The 16589-nt window shown below is 55.4% G+C and carries 17 protein-coding genes; 7 read left to right on the top strand and 10 right to left on the bottom strand.

What is annotated here, in order from left to right:
* Nucleotides 1-2: 2 nt before the first annotated feature.
* The 4 genes from K1718_RS24315 to K1718_RS24300 all read right to left on the bottom strand — a co-directional run bounded on the left by K1718_RS24315 (nucleotide 3) and on the right by K1718_RS24300 (nucleotide 3059).
* Nucleotides 3-764 carry a DUF2189 domain-containing protein gene (locus K1718_RS24315; RefSeq protein ID WP_265682478.1) on the bottom strand — a complete coding sequence of 254 codons (762 nt, stop codon included), beginning with the start codon at nucleotides 762-764 and terminating at the stop codon, nucleotides 3-5.
* Between the two features lie 246 nt (nucleotides 765-1010).
* Nucleotides 1011-1544, bottom strand: coding sequence for a cytochrome b (locus tag K1718_RS24310; protein ID WP_265680533.1), 534 nt, complete (start codon nucleotides 1542-1544; stop codon nucleotides 1011-1013).
* Between the two features lie 23 nt (nucleotides 1545-1567).
* The gene (locus K1718_RS24305; protein WP_265680534.1) at nucleotides 1568-2653 is read right to left on the bottom strand and encodes a CDGSH iron-sulfur domain-containing protein; all 1086 of its coding nucleotides are present in this window, start codon (nucleotides 2651-2653) and stop codon (nucleotides 1568-1570) included.
* A gap of 37 nt (nucleotides 2654-2690) precedes the next feature.
* The gene (locus K1718_RS24300; protein ID WP_152503530.1) at nucleotides 2691-3059 is read right to left on the bottom strand and encodes an antibiotic biosynthesis monooxygenase family protein; all 369 of its coding nucleotides are present in this window, start codon (nucleotides 3057-3059) and stop codon (nucleotides 2691-2693) included.
* Between the two features lie 103 nt (nucleotides 3060-3162).
* Here K1718_RS24300 and K1718_RS24295 point away from each other — a divergent pair, with 103 nt between their 5' ends.
* Nucleotides 3163-3645 (top strand): MarR family winged helix-turn-helix transcriptional regulator, encoded by a 483-nt coding sequence (locus K1718_RS24295; protein ID WP_152503529.1) that lies wholly within the window; start codon nucleotides 3163-3165, stop codon nucleotides 3643-3645.
* 251 nt (nucleotides 3646-3896) lie between these two features.
* On the opposite strand, the gene K1718_RS24290 is transcribed toward K1718_RS24295, so the two are convergent.
* Nucleotides 3897-5786 (bottom strand): sigma-54-dependent Fis family transcriptional regulator, encoded by a 1890-nt coding sequence (locus K1718_RS24290; protein WP_265680535.1) that lies wholly within the window; start codon nucleotides 5784-5786, stop codon nucleotides 3897-3899.
* Nucleotides 5787-6070: 284 nt separating this feature from the next.
* Here K1718_RS24290 and K1718_RS24285 point away from each other — a divergent pair, with 284 nt between their 5' ends.
* The 6 genes from K1718_RS24285 (at nucleotide 6071) to K1718_RS24260 (ending at nucleotide 10911) form a co-directional block, all read left to right on the top strand.
* Nucleotides 6071-7501 (top strand): CmpA/NrtA family ABC transporter substrate-binding protein, encoded by a 1431-nt coding sequence (locus K1718_RS24285; protein WP_152503527.1) that lies wholly within the window; start codon nucleotides 6071-6073, stop codon nucleotides 7499-7501.
* A 74-nt stretch (nucleotides 7502-7575) separates the two neighbouring features.
* Nucleotides 7576-8577 carry a nitrate ABC transporter permease gene (gene ntrB / locus K1718_RS24280; RefSeq protein WP_335343011.1) on the top strand — a complete coding sequence of 334 codons (1002 nt, stop codon included), beginning with the start codon at nucleotides 7576-7578 and terminating at the stop codon, nucleotides 8575-8577.
* A gap of 11 nt (nucleotides 8578-8588) precedes the next feature.
* Nucleotides 8589-9506, top strand: a complete 918-nt coding sequence (locus K1718_RS24275; protein WP_152503526.1) for an ABC transporter ATP-binding protein — start codon at nucleotides 8589-8591, stop codon at nucleotides 9504-9506.
* 17 nt (nucleotides 9507-9523) lie between these two features.
* Nucleotides 9524-9988: a cyanase gene (cynS, locus tag K1718_RS24270; RefSeq protein WP_209006721.1), complete on the top strand. Its 465-nt coding sequence runs from the start codon at nucleotides 9524-9526 to the stop codon at nucleotides 9986-9988.
* 135 nt (nucleotides 9989-10123) lie between these two features.
* On the top strand, nucleotides 10124-10531 hold the full coding sequence (locus tag K1718_RS24265; RefSeq protein WP_247649449.1) for a nuclear transport factor 2 family protein: 408 nt from the start codon (nucleotides 10124-10126) through the stop codon (nucleotides 10529-10531).
* An 86-nt stretch (nucleotides 10532-10617) separates the two neighbouring features.
* Nucleotides 10618-10911: a MarR family winged helix-turn-helix transcriptional regulator gene (locus K1718_RS24260; protein WP_265680536.1), complete on the top strand. Its 294-nt coding sequence runs from the start codon at nucleotides 10618-10620 to the stop codon at nucleotides 10909-10911.
* 545 nt (nucleotides 10912-11456) lie between these two features.
* On the opposite strand, the gene K1718_RS24255 is transcribed toward K1718_RS24260, so the two are convergent.
* From K1718_RS24255 to K1718_RS24235, 5 genes are all read right to left on the bottom strand, one after another.
* Entirely contained in the window at nucleotides 11457-11819 is a 363-nt protein-coding gene (locus tag K1718_RS24255) for a VOC family protein (RefSeq protein ID WP_265680537.1), read from the bottom strand.
* Nucleotides 11820-12024: 205 nt separating this feature from the next.
* On the bottom strand, nucleotides 12025-12426 hold the full coding sequence (locus K1718_RS24250; protein WP_265680538.1) for a thioesterase family protein: 402 nt from the start codon (nucleotides 12424-12426) through the stop codon (nucleotides 12025-12027).
* A gap of 4 nt (nucleotides 12427-12430) precedes the next feature.
* Nucleotides 12431-13171, bottom strand: a complete 741-nt coding sequence (locus K1718_RS24245) for a TetR/AcrR family transcriptional regulator (protein ID WP_265680539.1) — start codon at nucleotides 13169-13171, stop codon at nucleotides 12431-12433.
* Nucleotides 13168-14094: a 3,5-dioxohexanoate:acetyl-CoA acetone transferase gene (gene kce, locus K1718_RS24240; protein WP_152503522.1), complete on the bottom strand. Its 927-nt coding sequence runs from the start codon at nucleotides 14092-14094 to the stop codon at nucleotides 13168-13170. Before kce ends, K1718_RS24245 begins: the two co-directional genes overlap by 4 nt.
* Nucleotides 14095-14102: 8 nt before the next feature.
* Nucleotides 14103-16586, bottom strand: a complete 2484-nt coding sequence (locus K1718_RS24235) for a xanthine dehydrogenase family protein molybdopterin-binding subunit (protein WP_265680540.1) — start codon at nucleotides 16584-16586, stop codon at nucleotides 14103-14105.
* Between the last annotated feature and the right edge of the window lie 3 nt (nucleotides 16587-16589).

Here is a 16589-nt window from a genome sequence, read left to right as displayed (position 1 = left end):
TATTAGGTTTCATCCGGCAGAACCACGCACTTCTTGTAAAGGTGCCAGGTTGTATGACCGAGGATCGGCAGGGTCACGATCAGACCGAGAAACGCCGGAACCATGGACACGATCAGGACCGCAGTTACGACAATCGCCCAGCCGATCATCGGCACAGGCGACGTCACGACGGCGCGGACGCTGGTGATCATCGCAGTGATGAAGTCGCGATCGTCTTCCAGAAGCAGCGGGAAGGACACGACGGTCAAAGAGAAGAGGAGCAGCGACAGGATCGCGCCGACAACATGGCCGACGGCCAGGAACATCAGGCCTTCAGGCGTTGTGATCACCTGGGTCAGGAATTCATCGAATGAGGCGAATGAGCGAAACCCCAGAAACAGCGCCAGCAACAGCCGAACCTGGTACATCCACATGATCTGGATGAAGAGCACAACGAAGGCCATCCAGGAAAGCTCGCGGCCTTTTTGTGCCCAGATGGTTCCAAGCACCGTTTTCCAGGAGACTTCGTCGCCGCTTTCCAGGCGGCGGCTTACTTCATAAAGTCCGACCGCGGCAAATGGCCCGATGAGCACGAAACCGGCGGCTGCCGGATAGGACAAGTAACTCATTTCAAGTGCTGCAGCGCTCAAGACCACAAACAGGCCCCCGGCAGCAAACAGGGCACCGATCGTCAGTCCATAAACCGGAGCGCGCCGTATATCCGCAAGACCAGCCGCCAATGCATCTATCACGTCGTTCGCGGTAATCTTCCTGACCTGGGGCATGGGCCGCAGTCCGGTTGCGCCCGTTGCATCCTTTTCGGTAGCTGGCGCATTTTTTTCCGGAGTGGTCGTGTTTTCAGTCATCCGACAGCTTCCTCCCAAAAGCTTCAATCTTTTTGCCCGCCTCCAACGGACATCCAATTTTAGGCACGGATGGAGACCGGGCTCAATCGGGAGAAGGACTTACGTTCTAAAGTCTGAGACTGAGATGCCGCTGCTTCTTTGTGGCGGAGACATCCGAGGGTCGCTTCAATGTCCGCCGTACCACATGCGCGCAATTGATCCATCCTTCTTGATGAACTGGTGAAAGAGTGCGCCGCCAATATGAAACGCGAGTAGCAAAAGCAAGACGCGTGCACCGATGCCGTGGGGTATGCGTGGTGCGTAGTCGGAAAAGTCGGCAAGCGGAGCGGTGGCGCCACCAAAAAGGACTGAGCCTGCACCTGAGAGAACCAGCATGCCAATGCCGCTGGCAGCCATGCCGAATATCACGATGTAAAACAGTCCGTGAACGAATTTGGCCAAGAGATTTTGCCAGGCCGGACTGCTTGCGAGGGCAACAGGTTTGCGATCGGCAAGTGCCCACCACACAAGCCTGGCCACCGTCAAAAGCAAGATCGTAATGCCCAGAGACGCATGGATCGTCAGGATCTCCTCCTTCGAAAGGGTGTCGGTCGTTGCTGCCGCACGAAATCCGGTGCCCAAAAGCACCAGGATCAAAAAGGCGCTCAGCCAATGAATTGTGACGGCAACGGATCCGTATTTTTCAGATGTGCTTTTCATAGTGTCATTCGCTCGGGAGGCGTTCAGGCTGATTGCTCGGTCCAACCAATTTCGGAATGGGAGCCATCGCAAAAAGGTTTGTTATTGGATGCTCCGCATCGGCAGAGTACGTATTTGTCTTCTGAAGCGCCCTCGGCTTTCACGCCTGAGGCGAGCTGGATCCTCGTAACGCGAAACGGCCCGTTGTGCTCAATTGCGATTTCCGGGGCATCGCCGCAGATGTGCATCGCTGTCCCTCCTGGTTCACTCCAGGAAAGTGCGCCTGAGGGACAAGCTTTGACCGTATCTCTGATCTGATCCGGAGTGGCTTTGTCGGGAGCAATCCATGGGTCTCGGGTGGTGTCGAATACGGCTTTCAAGCGCTTTCCGCATCCACCGGCATGGGAGCAAAGAAGCCGATTGTAGTGCACATCAAGCTGCTTGCCCTTGAAGACCCTCAGTTCGTCCGGTGTCCGCTCCGGCGCAGGTTCGCTCGAAAACCCAATGTCGTTATGGGATCCGTCACAATAGGGCTTGTTCTTCGAGTGACCGCACCGGCACAACGCCATTACCGGTTGGACATCGAGCTTCTCTCCATTGGTACCAGTGAACCGTGGAATGTTCTTGGCAACCAGTGGCCCGGAAGGACGTTCTTCGATACTCGGATGTTGACTACCGGCATTGGAGGCGTTGAAGCGCCCAATTCTCCCCGTCATTGTGAGCCCGTCACGAATGTTGAGGCCCATCATGGTCAGATTTGCTGCTCCCGCGCACAGCTCAACCACCTGGACAAAATAGAACACGGTGTCGAATTCGCCCGCAGCAGCCTTTCCCGCCAGGAACCACGCGGCTGAGAGCAGGATCAGCAAACCGTTGGCTGCGATTACCGGCATCCGCTTCTTCTTCGCATTCGCCAGGGCATCGGTCCGGTTTTTGCCCAAAGTCATTCCCGATCCGCCTGCAATGACCATCGCCGGGATGAGTATGAACATGCCCCTTAATATCAGGGCTTTGACCGTCGCGACCGTTTCGTGACTGGTGAACAGTTCAGTGAATGCGGTTGATGTCCAAAAGAGCAGGATCATCAGGAAGCCGATGCCGCCTGCTATCGCGTGAACCCGAGTTTTCATCGGAATATCCTCGTTAAGTCGCTGTGAGAAAAGCGTTTCAGGCCGTGCAACAGTTTGGAACGGCAATCTTTTCAAACAGATGCGGTGCAGATACAGCGCTGGAAGGATAGTGGCTGAGCGCTTGTTGAAACTCAGGATTGGCAAAGGCATTGCGGAAGTCTTCAACGCTGTCCCAAACGGCGTAGTTGAAATACATCCCGCTTTCGCCGACTGCCTTGTGCAGCTGCGTGCTGATGTAGCCGGGCTGCTTCTTCATCCACAGGGCGTCATTGCGCCATGCTTCTACCAATGCCTCCTGATCTTTCGGGTCAACTGTGAAGAGGTTGACCAGAACCACCGGCCCGGCCTCCACGCCAAGTTGGTGTTCGATTGGAAAGGCGGGATCAAGCGGCTTGAATTGGACCATCAGGGTCACTCCTTGATTGCATCGACAATTTGGTGTCATGTTGTCAATAAGGATAGTTTTAAACATAATGACAACATGTTGTCAAATAGCATGAGGAATTGGCATGCCACACGAGCAATGGACAAAGGCAGGAGAAGCCGTGACAACGCTGATATTGGATGTGTTTCGGTTAAACGGTCGTCTGCAGTTGGCGGGCGACAGGCTCGTAGCGGAACTCGGATTGACCAGTGCGAGATGGCAGATACTCGGGGCAATTGCCTATGCTGAACGGACAGAGACTGTTGCCTGGCACGCGCGCACCATGGGCGTTCATCGGCAGGGCGTTCAGCGCATCGTCAACGAGTTGGAAAAGGAAGGCATTGTCGCGTTTCAGCCAAACCCGCATCACAAACGAGCCCATTTGGTTGCGCTGACATCAAAAGGTCAGACCCTGTTTGAAGCTGCAATCGCGTTACAGGTCCCCTGGGTAAATGACCTTTCAAAGGACCTTTCCCTCACAGACATCGCGACGGCGCAACAGGTCATCAGTCAGATGACAAAACACATCGAAGATACTTCAAACGCACAAGGTGAAGGTTCTCCATGAGGGCCTATTGCCGCGACACAGGGCGGCTGGTTCTCAAGACGTAACGAGATCGGACTTAATAGCGGGAGAACTTGCCGGGCTGATAGTCGAAAATGGGCTGGAAGCAGTCGTTCGCGACGGAACAAAAAAGACTGGAGTTAGTTTTGCCCAGGGTCCATCAGCTTGCAGCATAGACTTTTAGGTTTGCTAGCTGAATGAAAGCACTCAACTGTGGCACGCAAGACGGCGGATCTGTCTCAAACTCTCAATCGCTAAGACTCGCCATGAAGCAGCTGCCATTCCCGTTTCTCAATTTCGAGTTTCTTTATGCGCGAATAAAGCGTCGTCGGTTCGACGCCAAGCAACGCAGCGGCGCCGGTTTTGCCAGACACCTTGCCTTGTGTCTCTTTGAGAGCAGATACGATGTTGGCGCGTATTTCCAACTGCATTTCGTATTCGGTTCTGACCGTCTTGGCGCTCTGCGTGCGCGGTCCGACCGCACCACCGAGTTCCACAATCAATTTCTCGCCTCGAGACACAATCGCCGCGCGTTCTATGACATTGCGCAGCTCTTTCACATTACCTGGCCACGTATACTCTTTCAGCATTCGCATGGTGCGCTCTGTCACTTTAGGCACAGGTCGATTGAGGCGTTCACAGGCTACCGACAACAAATGCGTTACGAGGTCGGGAATATCGTCTTTGCGATCGCGCAGAGGAACGCAGCTGATGGGAAAGACATTCAGTGCCAAAAAGAGTTCTTCGCTAAATCTGCCAGCTGAAACTTCGCGTTCGATGTCGATGATGCTTGCAGCAATGACCCGTACATCGAGGTTCTTGAATTGATTGTCTCCTATACGCTTGAACCTGCCGTCTTGCAGAACACCCAAGAGCTTGTTTTGAATTTCGAGAGGCAGCTCACACACATTTTCGATATACAGCGTTCCACCATGTGCCAACTCAATGGCGCCCGAGGTCATCTTCGGTTTTTCACCTACTGCAGCGTTATCATAGTGCCCGAACAATTCTGCCTCGATCGCGGTCCGGCTAATCGAACCAGATTTGAAGCGAATGAGAGGCCGCCCTTTCCGGAGGCTATTCTTGTGTATCGCATTAGCGACGATTGATTTGCCGGTTCCCGTTTCACCGGTGATCAGCACCGGTGCGCTGGTGGGCGCAACCAGATCAATCTTGGCATGAAGCTGCTGGATCGAGGCAGAGCGGCCGATTACATGGTGATGGGCACGTTCTTTGGTTATCTCCAGCTGCAGATACGCGTTTTCCTGTTCCAGGCGATCTCTGAGATCCGCCACCTCATTCATGGCATCAATGAGCTTGTTCTCATTGATCTTCCGTTCCGTAACGTCTCGAAAGACAATCACTGCGCCAGCCAAGACTTTTTGATTGTAGATTGGGGTTGAAACGTATTCCACCTGTATTGGTTTCCCGTCCTTCTTCCAGAATACATCATCATCAACCCGCATCACCTGTTCAAAGCGAAACGATTTGTAGATGGGGCAATCATGTGCGTGATGGACACTGCCATCGGTATGGTGATGGTGGATGATGTCGTGAATGACATTTCCCACAAGGTCCTCAAGCGTCCAACCAAGCATTTCTTGCGCTGCACGATTGACGAATGTGGCTTGTCCTTGAGTGTTGACACCATAAATGCCTTCTCCGGCTGCGTTGAGGATGAGCTGGTTCTGCAGCTCCAACTCTGCAAAGAACTCTTCCGCATGCTTCCATGCCACAATACCTTCACGTTGAAGCTGACCGGTCTCATATTGTTTCTCGTGCTGAGACAGTTCGCTGAGTTCCAAGATCAGCAGCGTGAAAAGGGGGGCATGCGTGTCGTGTTCCTGCACATTCGCTCGAATTTCGCATTCGATGGACATTCCATTTCGACTGGTGAGCACTGTCTTGCGCGTCCATGCTGACCCGCGATGGAAAACTTCATCCAGAAATACGACGAATTCGGCAATGTCCGATCCGATCAAAGCTGAAAACCGGACGTCGTCTGACTGCGAAACAGCCAGCAGGCGGCGTGCAGCCGCATTCAAACTGAAAACACGATCTTCTTTCGCATCGAGCACCAATAGTGGAAGCGGGATGGCTTCAAGTTGGAGCGACAAATTCTGATCCGTCGGACTGCTATCCATTCCACCCATCCGGCTTGATGCGCAACTTCGGCATTTTATACGAAATTTGGTAAATTATGAAATTTCGTATTTTTTTGGCTATTCTTTAGTGAATTAAATTATTGAAATCATTCAAATTTAAAAAAATTCTGAAAATTTCGAAAGTGGCTATTTTTATAGTCAAAGCCCTCGCATTGTTTGGTCTCACAACCTCCCGCTTGCGGCGCACGTTTCCAGGTTCTGATGAAAGCAGGTTCGTCGTGAGGGTGTCTCGTCAGTCCATGCAGTATCGTGAGAGGTAACACATGACCCACTTCAAAGACCCGTTTAATCCAAACATCGATGTTTGGAACGAATGTGGTGAGGCTTCAGAAAGCCCTGCCGATCCCTATGCGGGGCTCTCGAAGGCAGATGCCGACATATTGAAGCGTCGCGCGAAGCAATCGTTGAACGCGGAAGTCGGAATGGCGCGCGCGCTCGAAAGTTCCGTCATGCAGGGACTGTTCAAAACGGACATTTCACGTCGTGCGTTCTTGCGCAGCGCCGGTGTGACAGGCGCACTTGCCGCCGTCTCGACAGTTTTCCCGCTGACGTCTCTTCAGGCTATGGCCGAAGAAGCCATGAAAAACCTCGAGAAGACAAAGTTGACGCTGGGCTTTGTACCGATCACCTGCGCCACGCCAATCATCGGCGGCCATGCGCTGGGCTTCTATCAACGCTATGGTCTTGATGTTGATATTGTCAAAACGGCTGGTTGGGCAGTGTCGCGCGACAAGTGTCTGAACGGTGAATACGATGGTTCGCACCTGCTTTTCCCGATGCCGATGGCCATGTCACTTGGCATTGGGTCCACAGCGCAACCGTGGAAAGTGGTGTCGAACGTGAACACCAACGGCCAGGCGATCGTTCTGGCAAACAAGCACCGCGACAATCAGGATCCAAAGAACTGGAAAGGGTTCAAGTTCGCGGTTCCGTTTGAATACTCGATGCACAACCTGCTTCTGCGCAACTACGTCGCCGCTGCAGGCCTCGACCCGGATCGTGACATCCAGATCCGTGTGGTTCCGCCGCCTGAAATGGTCGCAAACCTGCGCTCGGAAAACGTCGATGGCTATCTCGCGCCCGACCCATTCTGTCAGCGTGCTGTCTACGACCAGGTTGGATTCATTCATAAACTGACACTGGATCTGTGGAAGCAACATCCGTGCTGTGTGTTCGGTTTGTCTGAAAAATTCATCACGGAAAACCCGAACACGACCATGGCTTTGACGACCTCCATCCTGGAAGCCACGGCTTCAGCGGAAACGTCAGAAGGCCGCGTTGCATTCGCGGAATCGATGGCGCCGGCAAACTACCTCAACCAGCCAGTCGAAATTCTGAAACAGATCCTGACTGGTGTGTTCCCCGATGGCCAAGGCAACATCAAAAACGTTCCTGACCGGATTTCGTTCATGCCGTTGCCAACCCAGACGATGGGGACCTGGGTGCTTTCGCAATTGCGGCGCTGGAACTACATCGACACGGACACCAACTACGCAACCCTTGCGGAAGAACTGGTCATGACAACCACCACTCGTGAGCGGATGCGCGCGATGATGGCGGCAGACCCGAACCTGACCTTCGCTGATGCTGAACAGGATGTCTACGCGCCCGTCGATATTCAGGGCCACGAGTTTGCGCCCGCTGCAGCGCAGGAGTTCATAGACAGCCAGCCGTTCACCCGCACCATCGGTTGAACCAGACCCAAAGTAACGGAGACGGAGCAAGCATGCTTGCCCCGTCTTAACTTATGAGTTTTGGGAACATTTTCATGGTTCAGAAAATAGATATACGCAGCACTTTGCTGTCGTTGACCATCTTGTTGGCTGGCATCTTCATTTGGCATGCAGCAACACATGTTCCGGACACCGGCCCTGCAGGTGTCGAGTTGTCACAGGCCGAGATGGATACGCTGCTTGGGAACAATATGCTTCCCGAGGACATTGAGTACTATTCGGCTCAAGGCGTCGCGTTTGCCCAATTGGAGCAAATCGCCTCTTTGAATCTGTCGCGTTCAATGATCGAAGCTGCCGGTGGCATCCGCGCGCTCGGCATCAGCGTCCCCGATGAAAACAGCGCGCCAGCGCCCGGTTCGCTTTTCCCTTCGCCTACCCAGATCGGCAGCGAATTGTGGGCAACGATAGCTGACCCATTCTACGTCGCTGGCACAAACGACATGGGGTACGGCATTCAGATGGGATACTCGTTACTGCGGGTCCTGATTGGGTATACGCTTTCGGCCGCAGTGGCTATTCCGCTCGGCTTTCTCATTGGCATGTCGCCGATGTTCTATAAAGCCCTTGATCCCTTCATTCAGGTATTGAAACCCATCTCGCCGTTAGCCTGGATGCCGATCGCGCTCTTCACCATTGGTGACAGCGAATTGTCATCGATTTTCGTGATCTTTATCTGCTCGCTTTGGCCAATGCTGACAAACACAGCCTTTGGTGTGGCCAATGTTCGCTCAGACTGGGTCAATGTCGCGCGCACACATGAATTGAGCACTGCCAAGACCGCACTGACCGTCATCTTGCCGGCGGCAGCGCCGACCATCATCACTGGAATGCGCATTTCCATCGGCATCGCGTGGCTCGTGATCGTCGCTGCCGAGATGCTCGTTGGCGGCACTGGCATTGGATACGTGGTGTGGAACGAATGGAATGGCCTGCGTCTCGACCGGATGATCGTCGCAATTCTGCTGATTGGCGTGGTGGGCATGCTGCTCGATGCGGCCTTTGCCCGACTGCAACGCGCCGTTGCTTACGCTGAATGAGGACTGAATTGATGACAAAGCCATTTCTTTCCATCGAACTTCTAACACAGCAATTTCCGGACGGCGCCGGGGGGACGCTGACCGTTTTCGAAAACAGCAGCTTTGGTGTTGAGGAAGGCGAATTCGTCTGCATTCTTGGCCATTCCGGTTGCGGCAAATCAACGATCATGAACGTACTGGCCGGTTTGGCGGAGCCAACGAGCGGCACGGTCATCATGGATGGCCAGGAAGTTTCTGGCCCGAGCCTCGATCGCGGCGTGGTGTTCCAGAACTATTCGCTCCTGCCGTGGCTTTCAGCCCTAAAGAACGTCATGTTTGGTGTGGCTGCGCGGCATCCGGACTGGAGCAAACCGGACGTCCAAGCACATTCTGAAAAGTACCTCGCCATGGTGGGGCTGGATGGTGATGCCACCCACAGGAAACCATCCCAGCTGTCGGGAGGTATGCGCCAGCGCGTGTCTATCGCAAGGGCATTCGCCAATCATCCCAAACTGCTTCTTCTCGATGAACCTTTTGGTGCGCTTGACGCTCTGACGCGCGGAACGATCCAAGACGAACTGTTGAAAATCTGGAGCGGGACCAATCAAACCGTCTTCATGATCACTCATGATATTGATGAAGCCATTCTGCTTGCGGACCGCATTCTGCTGATGACCAACGGGCCGTTCGCACGTGTCGCAGAGGCTGTGGAGATTACCATTCCGCGACCGCGTCGGCGTGAAGAAATCATCGAGCACCCGAACTACTACGCCATTAGAAATCATCTTGTGCACTTCCTCGGCTCACGATCCAAAGAACTGGCGGGACAGTCCGGCGGCAGCGGAGCCAACACGCCTGAAACCATCCGTATCGATCGCACTGAGAACAGCACACTCGAAAGCGATGATGACCCAACCCATCATGCGCATTTGCGCGCCGTAAATGATTGACGAAACAGGAGCGAACCATGACCATCGAAGTTCCGCAAATGCTCACCAAAGACGACGTGGCTCAAATCATTTTGGCCGCAAAAAAGAAAACCGGCATGTCCTGGGAGGACATTGCCGACAAGATCTCGATGTCACCGGTCTGGACCCACTCAGCCTGCGTCGGGATGAATGCCATGCCCGAGGACAAAGCCAAGGCGCTTGTTCAGGTGCTTGGCTTGCCGCAGGAAGTGATCGACGTCCTTGCCGACAGCCCCACAAAAGTCTGGGAGCAAACGGTGCCAACCGACCCGTGCATTTATCGGCTTTATGAAATTGTCGGTGTCTACGGCCCGACCATCAAGGCGCTGATCCATGAAGAATTCGGTGATGGCATCATGTCAGCCATTGATTTTGACATGAGCATCACGCGTGTCGCCAACCCCAAAGGGGACAGGGTGAAGGTCGAAATGTCCGGCAAATTTCTCGGCTACAACAGCTGGTAAGGCCAACGCAATTGTTTTGGCGGGCTCGGAGCGGTGTCCGGCTCGTCACCTCATTCAGGAACACATGGAATCAACACTTTGACCAGACCCCCGATACCACCATTTACATTTGAGGATGCCGTCAAAAAGGTTCGAATGGCGGAAAACGCCTGGAACTTGAAAGATCCGGCCAAAGTCGCATTGGCCTACACACCAGATTCGAAATGGCGCAATCGCTCCGAGTTTGTTCACGGCCGGGCAGAGATAGAGGCCTTCCTGACGCGCAAATGGGCGAGGGAACTCGATTATCGCCTGATCAAGGAAATCTGGGCCCATGGTGACGATAAAATAGCAGTGCGCTTTGTCTACGAATGCCATGATGCTGACGGCAATTGGTATCGATCCCACGGCAACGAAAACTGGCGCTTCGACGCGCAAGGACTGATGGCAGAGCGCCATGCGTCAATCAATGATGTCGCAATCCAAGAAGGTGACAGACTTTTTCGGTGGCCGAGTGGTATCCGCCCGGACGATCATCCCGGCCTTACGGACTTGGGGCTGTAAAGCAAGCAAAGGATTGATTTGGCTCGACGATTGGCAGGTACTCGGGGCGACCGTCTGTGCCGAACGCGCGGAGACGGTTGCCTGACATGCGCACTATGGGCGTTCATCGGCAGGGCGTTCAGCGCATCGTCAACGAGTTGGAAAAGGAAGGCATTGTCGGGTTTCAGCCAAACCCGCATCACAAACGAGCCCATTTGGTTGCGCTGACATCAAAAGGTCAGACCCTGTTTGAAGCTGCAATCGCGTTACAGGTCCCCTGGGTAAATGACCTTTCAAAGGACCTTTCCCTCACAGACATCGCAACGGCGCAACAGGTCATCAGTCAGATGACAAAACACATCGAAGATACTTCAAACGCACCAGGTGAAGGATCTCCATGACGGCCGATTGCCGCGACACAAGGCGGCTGGTTCTCAAGACGTATCGTAACCGGACTTAAAAGCGGGAGAACTTGCGGGGCTGAATTCTGGTCAGGTGGGCTGCAACGCATCCACTGATGCCCTACGACACTTCCTGGACAGGCCTTTTTGCGTCTTTCCCGCACCTGCTACTCTCCAGGCTATGGCTGGAGATAATCCATGCCTGAATTGGCTACACCTGGAACAAATGACAGTTTCGCGGCGCTAATTTGGACTGTGAGCTATCGAAGGTCGACGTACCGAAGCGCACTTTCAATTGAGATTCAGCGGCTTAGAGGTAGGGGATTAGGTAGGTATTCGCTGCAAGGGCAAACTCACAACCTTGTTCCATTATTGCCGAAAATGGTCAGTGCGCGGCGATTACTTCTATCACAGCCTTCCTGGCTGACGCATTAACCTCACGGACGCAGCCGGGAAGTTTGAGACTGCGCAGTAGCGGTCAGTCGACTCGCCGCGTTTAGACGCGTTCAGCGAAATCCTTCAACCATTCCTGCTTCCACGCTTGGTTAAAAGTCGATATGGATATGCGTACCCATTGGATCGCGTAAGTTGTATTGCACAATGTCAACATCGATCTCAGTGAGATCGACTCTTTCATACTGCAGGTCGTGCTGCTTGAGTGTCGCCTCGAAGGCCGCCATACCCTCGGCGCGAAACGCGAAGTGCTCCAGCGAGACGGCGGCGTGCTCTGGAGGTTGATCGACTTCAACCACATGAACGACCGGCTGGTCGTTGAGATAGAGCCAAATGCCAGGAATTGAAAAGTTTGGGCGCGGGCCTCGTTCGAGGCCAAGGATGTTCTCGTACCATTGTGCGAGAGCATCGGGTTTATCGGTATGCAGGTTGACATGGTCAAGCGCGGTCAACATTGGGGGGGCTCCCTTTCGATCTAGCGTCGCTCCCGCAACTTCAACATTCTTAAACCTAGACGTCTTTCGATCGTCGACAGTTCAGCGCTGTTCTTAGCGCGAGCAATTCATATGTCTGACACGATCCCTGTCGTGCCGAGCCTCATTGGCAAGCCAAAGGACGACATCCCGCTCGATCCCAGAAAGCGCAGCGTTCCCAGATCAATCAACGTCGCACCTCCGCACGAGCCATAAGGTTGTCCATTGAGAGGATCGCTCGGGCGATACGGCCTTTTCCAATAAGGCCGCCAGGATCCTTCGCGCTCACGTCAAACCAATAAAGTGGTCCTTCGCGGTCAGTGAACCGCGCTGTAGTCAGAACCTCAACGCCAACCGGGGACGGCGCTACGTGTGAGACGTCGATCTTGGCACCGACCGAAACGTCGCCATCTTCTAGAGTGGTAGAGAGAATAGCGGCACAGGCGCGCTCCATCGCGGCTATCATAAACGGTGTCGCAAAAACGGGGGGCAGAGTTTCACCATTCTCGGCCAGATGTGCTGCGGTGTTCGCATCTGTGACAAGAACGTCGAGCGTATGGGTCGCGCCAACCTCAAGTGTTTGAACCATAGCTTCATGTTCTCCAATTGGTGTGAGAAAGCGCGTTGAACCCTGCCGCGTGAAACCTGACAAGGACGTCGATGCTTTTTTTGGCTGCGCGAGCGCGGTCAGTATTGGCCAGTCTTTCCCGACGGCCTGTTTTTGCGCAGATACCTAGCATTGCGGCCACCATGGCGGAAAAACCATCTACGATGTCCTCAAGTTCGACCCCGGGCAGCGTGCGCTGAAACTCGCAGAGGTAGGTGCGGGCTGTATCGTCGTAGTGGCGGGCGATGATTTCGGTGCCAAGCGGAGAGTTAGCCAGGCGTCCCATCAATGCAGCATAGTTCCTCCAGCCCGGTTCGCCGTGGTCAGCGCTTTCGATGAAGGGGCGAACATACGCGCGGATAAGGATTTCCACCGGGATCGGAGCTTCTCCGGCGGTGCGACGGGCGTCCGCGAGCGCGTCGAGTCGAAGCGCCTCCATGACAGCTGCCCGCCGTGCGATGACAGTGTCGAAGAGATCTTCCTTCGGGCCGAAATGGTAGCCTACCGCGTTGATCTGCACGTCTGCAGCCGCGGCGACATCTCGGATTGACGCACCATCATAGCCACGATCAGCGAAAAGACTTTCCGCTGCGTTCAGAATCCGATCGCGAGTCTCGTCGGGACGGCCACCCTTTGGTCGACCGGGTTTTCCCTGCAGTTTGCGTGCAGGCGCAGGCGGCGTACCCTCCAGCAGAAAAACTGATGAGGCTGTGCTCTTCTCCTTCATGCGGCAACCCTAATCGGCGTTAGACTGAGGATGTGCTGCGCCTCGGCTGGCGTCGCCGGGCGCAAGCCCAGACCGTCCAGCATGACCTTTGCGGCCTCTACTTGCTCAGCGTTTGAGGCTGCCAGTTGGCCGGGTCCTGCCCACAGAGAATCCTCAAGACCAACCCGCACATGCCCTCCTGAGGCGGCGACCGTCGCAGCAACCCGCATCTGATGCGCACCGGCGCCGAGCGCAGACCACACAAGATCGTCACCAAATAGACGCAACGCCGTTCTGCGCATATGGGAGATGTCGTCGGGATGCGCGCCAATGCCACCAAGAAGGCCAAAGACTGTCTGGACGAAGAAAGGCGGTTCGATCGCACCGGCCTCAACAAAATACGCGAGTGTGTAGAGATGAGACGTGTCGTAGCATTCGAACTCGAACCGTGTGCCGTTGGCGCGGCATGCATCAAGCACGTAGGCGATGTCTTTGAACGTGTTGCGGAAGATCAGCTCCCGTGAGTTCTCGAGATGCTCCCGCTCCCACCCTGCAATCTTTGGATGGCGCTTGAGCATGGGGAAAAGCCCCATATTCATCGAACCCATGTTAAGCGATGCAAGCTGAGGTGCAAGCATCTGTGCCGGCTTCACCCGATCCTCGACGGTCATGTAGGGGCTCCCACCCGTGGTGAGGTTCAGGACCGCGTCGGTTTGCGCTGCAATAGGTTCCACAATGCGCCGGAAAGCCTCCACGCCCTGATCGGGTCGTCCGGTCGCGCCATCCCGGGCGTGGAGATGCAGGATTGCGGCTCCCGCGGTGGCTGCCTCAACAGCCTGCGCCACGATCGCGTCCGATGTCACCGGCAGATACGGCGACATCGAAGGGGTATGAATTGCGCCTGTCAGTGCGCAGGTGATGATGACGGGTTGGCGGTCAGCCATATCTGCTCCTATTCCGCCGCGACGGCCTGTTCGCGCTCACGGATCAATCCACGCAAGATCGGTGGTGTTACCGGTAGCGTGCTGATTGTGACCCCGAAAGAAGACAGAGCGTCCTCGATCGCCGTCGTCAATGCAGAGGGGGCACCCAACCGGCCGCCTTCCCCACCTCCCTTGATGCCGTATTCAGTAAAAGGAGAAGGTGTCTCGATGTGACCCAGCTTGAAGTTGCGAGGCATCTCGTTGGCCGTTGGCATGGCGAACTCTGCAAAGTTGGGGTTTGTGAACTGGCCATCGCGGTCATAGACAAACTGCTCGAACAGCGTTGAGCCTATCCCGTTGGCCGTACCGCCCCAGACTTGCCCACCGAGCGTACGGGGGTTCACAATCGTTCCGTTGTCGTGGACCGCTGCATAATCGAGGATTTCCACCTTGCCTGTACCCGGATCGACTTCGACCGCCACAATATGACAGATATGGCCGACGATTGGGTAGAAGATGCCAAGGTGTTTCCGGTCGGGATCTGGATCTGTGGAGACCGGGTGATCATAGACGGCGGTGGTTTCGAGGCCACTGTCGAACACCTCCTCATCCGGAAAACTCAAGCGGAAGAAACTCGACGTCAGCGCGATCTCAGCAAAGGACTTCTCCTGATCCGGCACTCCCTTGACGCCTACCGAGCCGTTGCGCAGCTCCAGATCTTCTGGCCTGCGCTGCAGCATACTCGCACCAAAGCGCAGCAGACGCTCCTCCAACTTGATCGACGCGCTGACGCAGGCTCCCGCGATCATGGCGGTGAAACGACTGCCCTGCGGGCCCACGCCGTTAAAGCCTGACTGGCTGTCGGCGTAGTTGATCACCACGTCTTCCGGAGCAATGGTCAACCGCTCGGCCAAAACCTGCGTTACCACGGTCTCGGGGGAGTTGCCGACCATCGGCGAGTTCAGTGTGACAAACAGTTTGCCGGATGGGTCGATCCGCGCGCTGATGCCCTCTGGCGTTGAGGTCAGTGTGAAGCCAGGCGTTTCCTTGTTGTTGAGCGACCACCACTCTGTCGGTCCATAGACACTGCGCTCCATACAGGTGGCGAGGCCTATTCCCACGCAACGGCCCTGCGCTCGCATTTCAGCGGCCTTCGTATGCCAAGCATCGTAGTCGAACAGTTGCTTTGCCTCGCTTAGGACGGCCTGGAAGTTGCCGCTGTCATAGATGTTGCCGGTCGAGATCATGTAGGGGAACTGATCGGGCTGTATCATATTCTGTTCGCGCAACTCCACTCCATCGCGCCCAAGCTCTTCGGCGGCAGCGTCGACCATGCGCTCCATCACCCAGTTGGTCACCTCGGAGCCGAAGCCGCGATAAGGGCCTTGCTGGCACTTGTTGGTAAGCACCGCGATGACCCTCATCCCGAAACTGGGGATCTGATAAGGACCGGTTACTTGTGCCATGGCGTTGCCGTGGGTGCCGACGCCGAACTGGAGATAGGCACCGTAGTCATCCAGCACCGTGAAGCGCATGGATTTGAAAGTGCCATCATTCATTACCGCAAGTTCGGCGTCATATAGCCGGTCCGAGCCGTGGCTGTCGCAATTGGTGAAATGCTCGAGCCGATCCTCGATGTATTTCACCGGAACGCCTGCTAGCCTGGCGAGGCCCGCGGTCAGGATAATGATTTTGTGGATGAATACCTTGGAGCCGAAGCTGCCGCCGGCGAGCACGGGGATAATCCTCAGCTCTCCCGGACTTACCCGTAGCGACCCGCCTATCACGAATGGGATGAAGTTGTAGAAGTTGGTGTTTGCGTGGATCGTGAAACCGCCCTTGAACGCATCATAATCCGCAACTACGCCGCAAGTCTCTATGGCCTGCGCTGAAGAACGGTTCCAGCGCAGACGGCGCTTGATGATGCGGTCGGCACCGGCAAAATCTTCGTCGACGGAACCGAACTTGAAGCTTTCATCGAGTGCGCAGTTACTCTCTCGATCGTCCGGATGGATGACCGCGTCGCCGGTTGCCTCCAGCGAAGCTTCGATGTCGACATTAGCCGGCAGCACCTCGTAGGTCACCTCGACAAGCTCCGCCGCATCCTCGGCAATGTATCTATCCTCGGCGACGACGGCAGCGACCACTTCCCCCACATGCCGAACCTTGTCGATAACCATGGCGTGCTGGGGCACCGGTGGAGAAGCGAAGCTGGGGCATGGGTCGACGACGCTGGCAAGGTCCTCGCCGGTATAGACCCCGATTACGCCCGGCAATGCCTTGGCCTTGGACGTGTCGATACTGACGATGCGCGCATGGGCGTGGGGACTGCTGACCATGGCCGCATGCGCCATTCCGGGCACGACGACGTCGTCAATATAGCCGCCCTTGCCGGAAAGAATACGCGGGTCCTCCACGCGCTTCATGCTCTGGCCGATCCAAGTCAGGCCCTGGCGGGGAAGCTCACGCTGGCGGCTGGGCGGAATGACGTTGTTGTCGAGATGTGATGCCACGGG

This window comes from Roseibium porphyridii, assembly GCF_026191725.2.
GTDB lineage: Bacteria > Pseudomonadota > Alphaproteobacteria > Rhizobiales > Stappiaceae > Roseibium > Roseibium porphyridii.
The sequence above is the reverse complement of the archived record's forward strand: the minus strand, read 5'-3'. Positions and strand labels throughout refer to the sequence as shown.

Bases quoted from the DNA above. Each gene is read 5' to 3' on its own strand.
- K1718_RS24315 (WP_265682478.1), bottom strand. From the start codon at position 764: ATGCCCCAGGTCAGGAAGATTACCGCGAACGACGTGATAGATGCATTG.
- K1718_RS24310 (WP_265680533.1), bottom strand. From the start codon at position 1,544: ATGAAAAGCACATCTGAAAAATACGGATCCGTTGCCGTCACAATTCAT.
- K1718_RS24305 (WP_265680534.1), bottom strand. From the start codon at position 2,653: ATGAAAACTCGGGTTCACGCGATAGCAGGCGGCATCGGCTTCCTGATG.
- K1718_RS24300 (WP_152503530.1), bottom strand. From the start codon at position 3,059: ATGGTCCAATTCAAGCCGCTTGATCCCGCCTTTCCAATCGAACACCAA.
- K1718_RS24295 (WP_152503529.1), top strand. From the start codon at position 3,163: ATGCCACACGAGCAATGGACAAAGGCAGGAGAAGCCGTGACAACGCTG.
- K1718_RS24290 (WP_265680535.1), bottom strand. From the start codon at position 5,786: ATGGATAGCAGTCCGACGGATCAGAATTTGTCGCTCCAACTTGAAGCC.
- K1718_RS24285 (WP_152503527.1), top strand. From the start codon at position 6,071: ATGACCCACTTCAAAGACCCGTTTAATCCAAACATCGATGTTTGGAAC.
- ntrB (WP_335343011.1), top strand. From the start codon at position 7,576: ATGGTTCAGAAAATAGATATACGCAGCACTTTGCTGTCGTTGACCATC.
- K1718_RS24275 (WP_152503526.1), top strand. From the start codon at position 8,589: ATGACAAAGCCATTTCTTTCCATCGAACTTCTAACACAGCAATTTCCG.
- cynS (WP_209006721.1), top strand. From the start codon at position 9,524: ATGACCATCGAAGTTCCGCAAATGCTCACCAAAGACGACGTGGCTCAA.
- K1718_RS24265 (WP_247649449.1), top strand. From the start codon at position 10,124: ATGGCGGAAAACGCCTGGAACTTGAAAGATCCGGCCAAAGTCGCATTG.
- K1718_RS24260 (WP_265680536.1), top strand. From the start codon at position 10,618: ATGCGCACTATGGGCGTTCATCGGCAGGGCGTTCAGCGCATCGTCAAC.
- K1718_RS24255 (WP_265680537.1), bottom strand. From the start codon at position 11,819: ATGTTGACCGCGCTTGACCATGTCAACCTGCATACCGATAAACCCGAT.
- K1718_RS24250 (WP_265680538.1), bottom strand. From the start codon at position 12,426: ATGGTTCAAACACTTGAGGTTGGCGCGACCCATACGCTCGACGTTCTT.
- K1718_RS24245 (WP_265680539.1), bottom strand. From the start codon at position 13,171: ATGAAGGAGAAGAGCACAGCCTCATCAGTTTTTCTGCTGGAGGGTACG.
- kce (WP_152503522.1), bottom strand. From the start codon at position 14,094: ATGGCTGACCGCCAACCCGTCATCATCACCTGCGCACTGACAGGCGCA.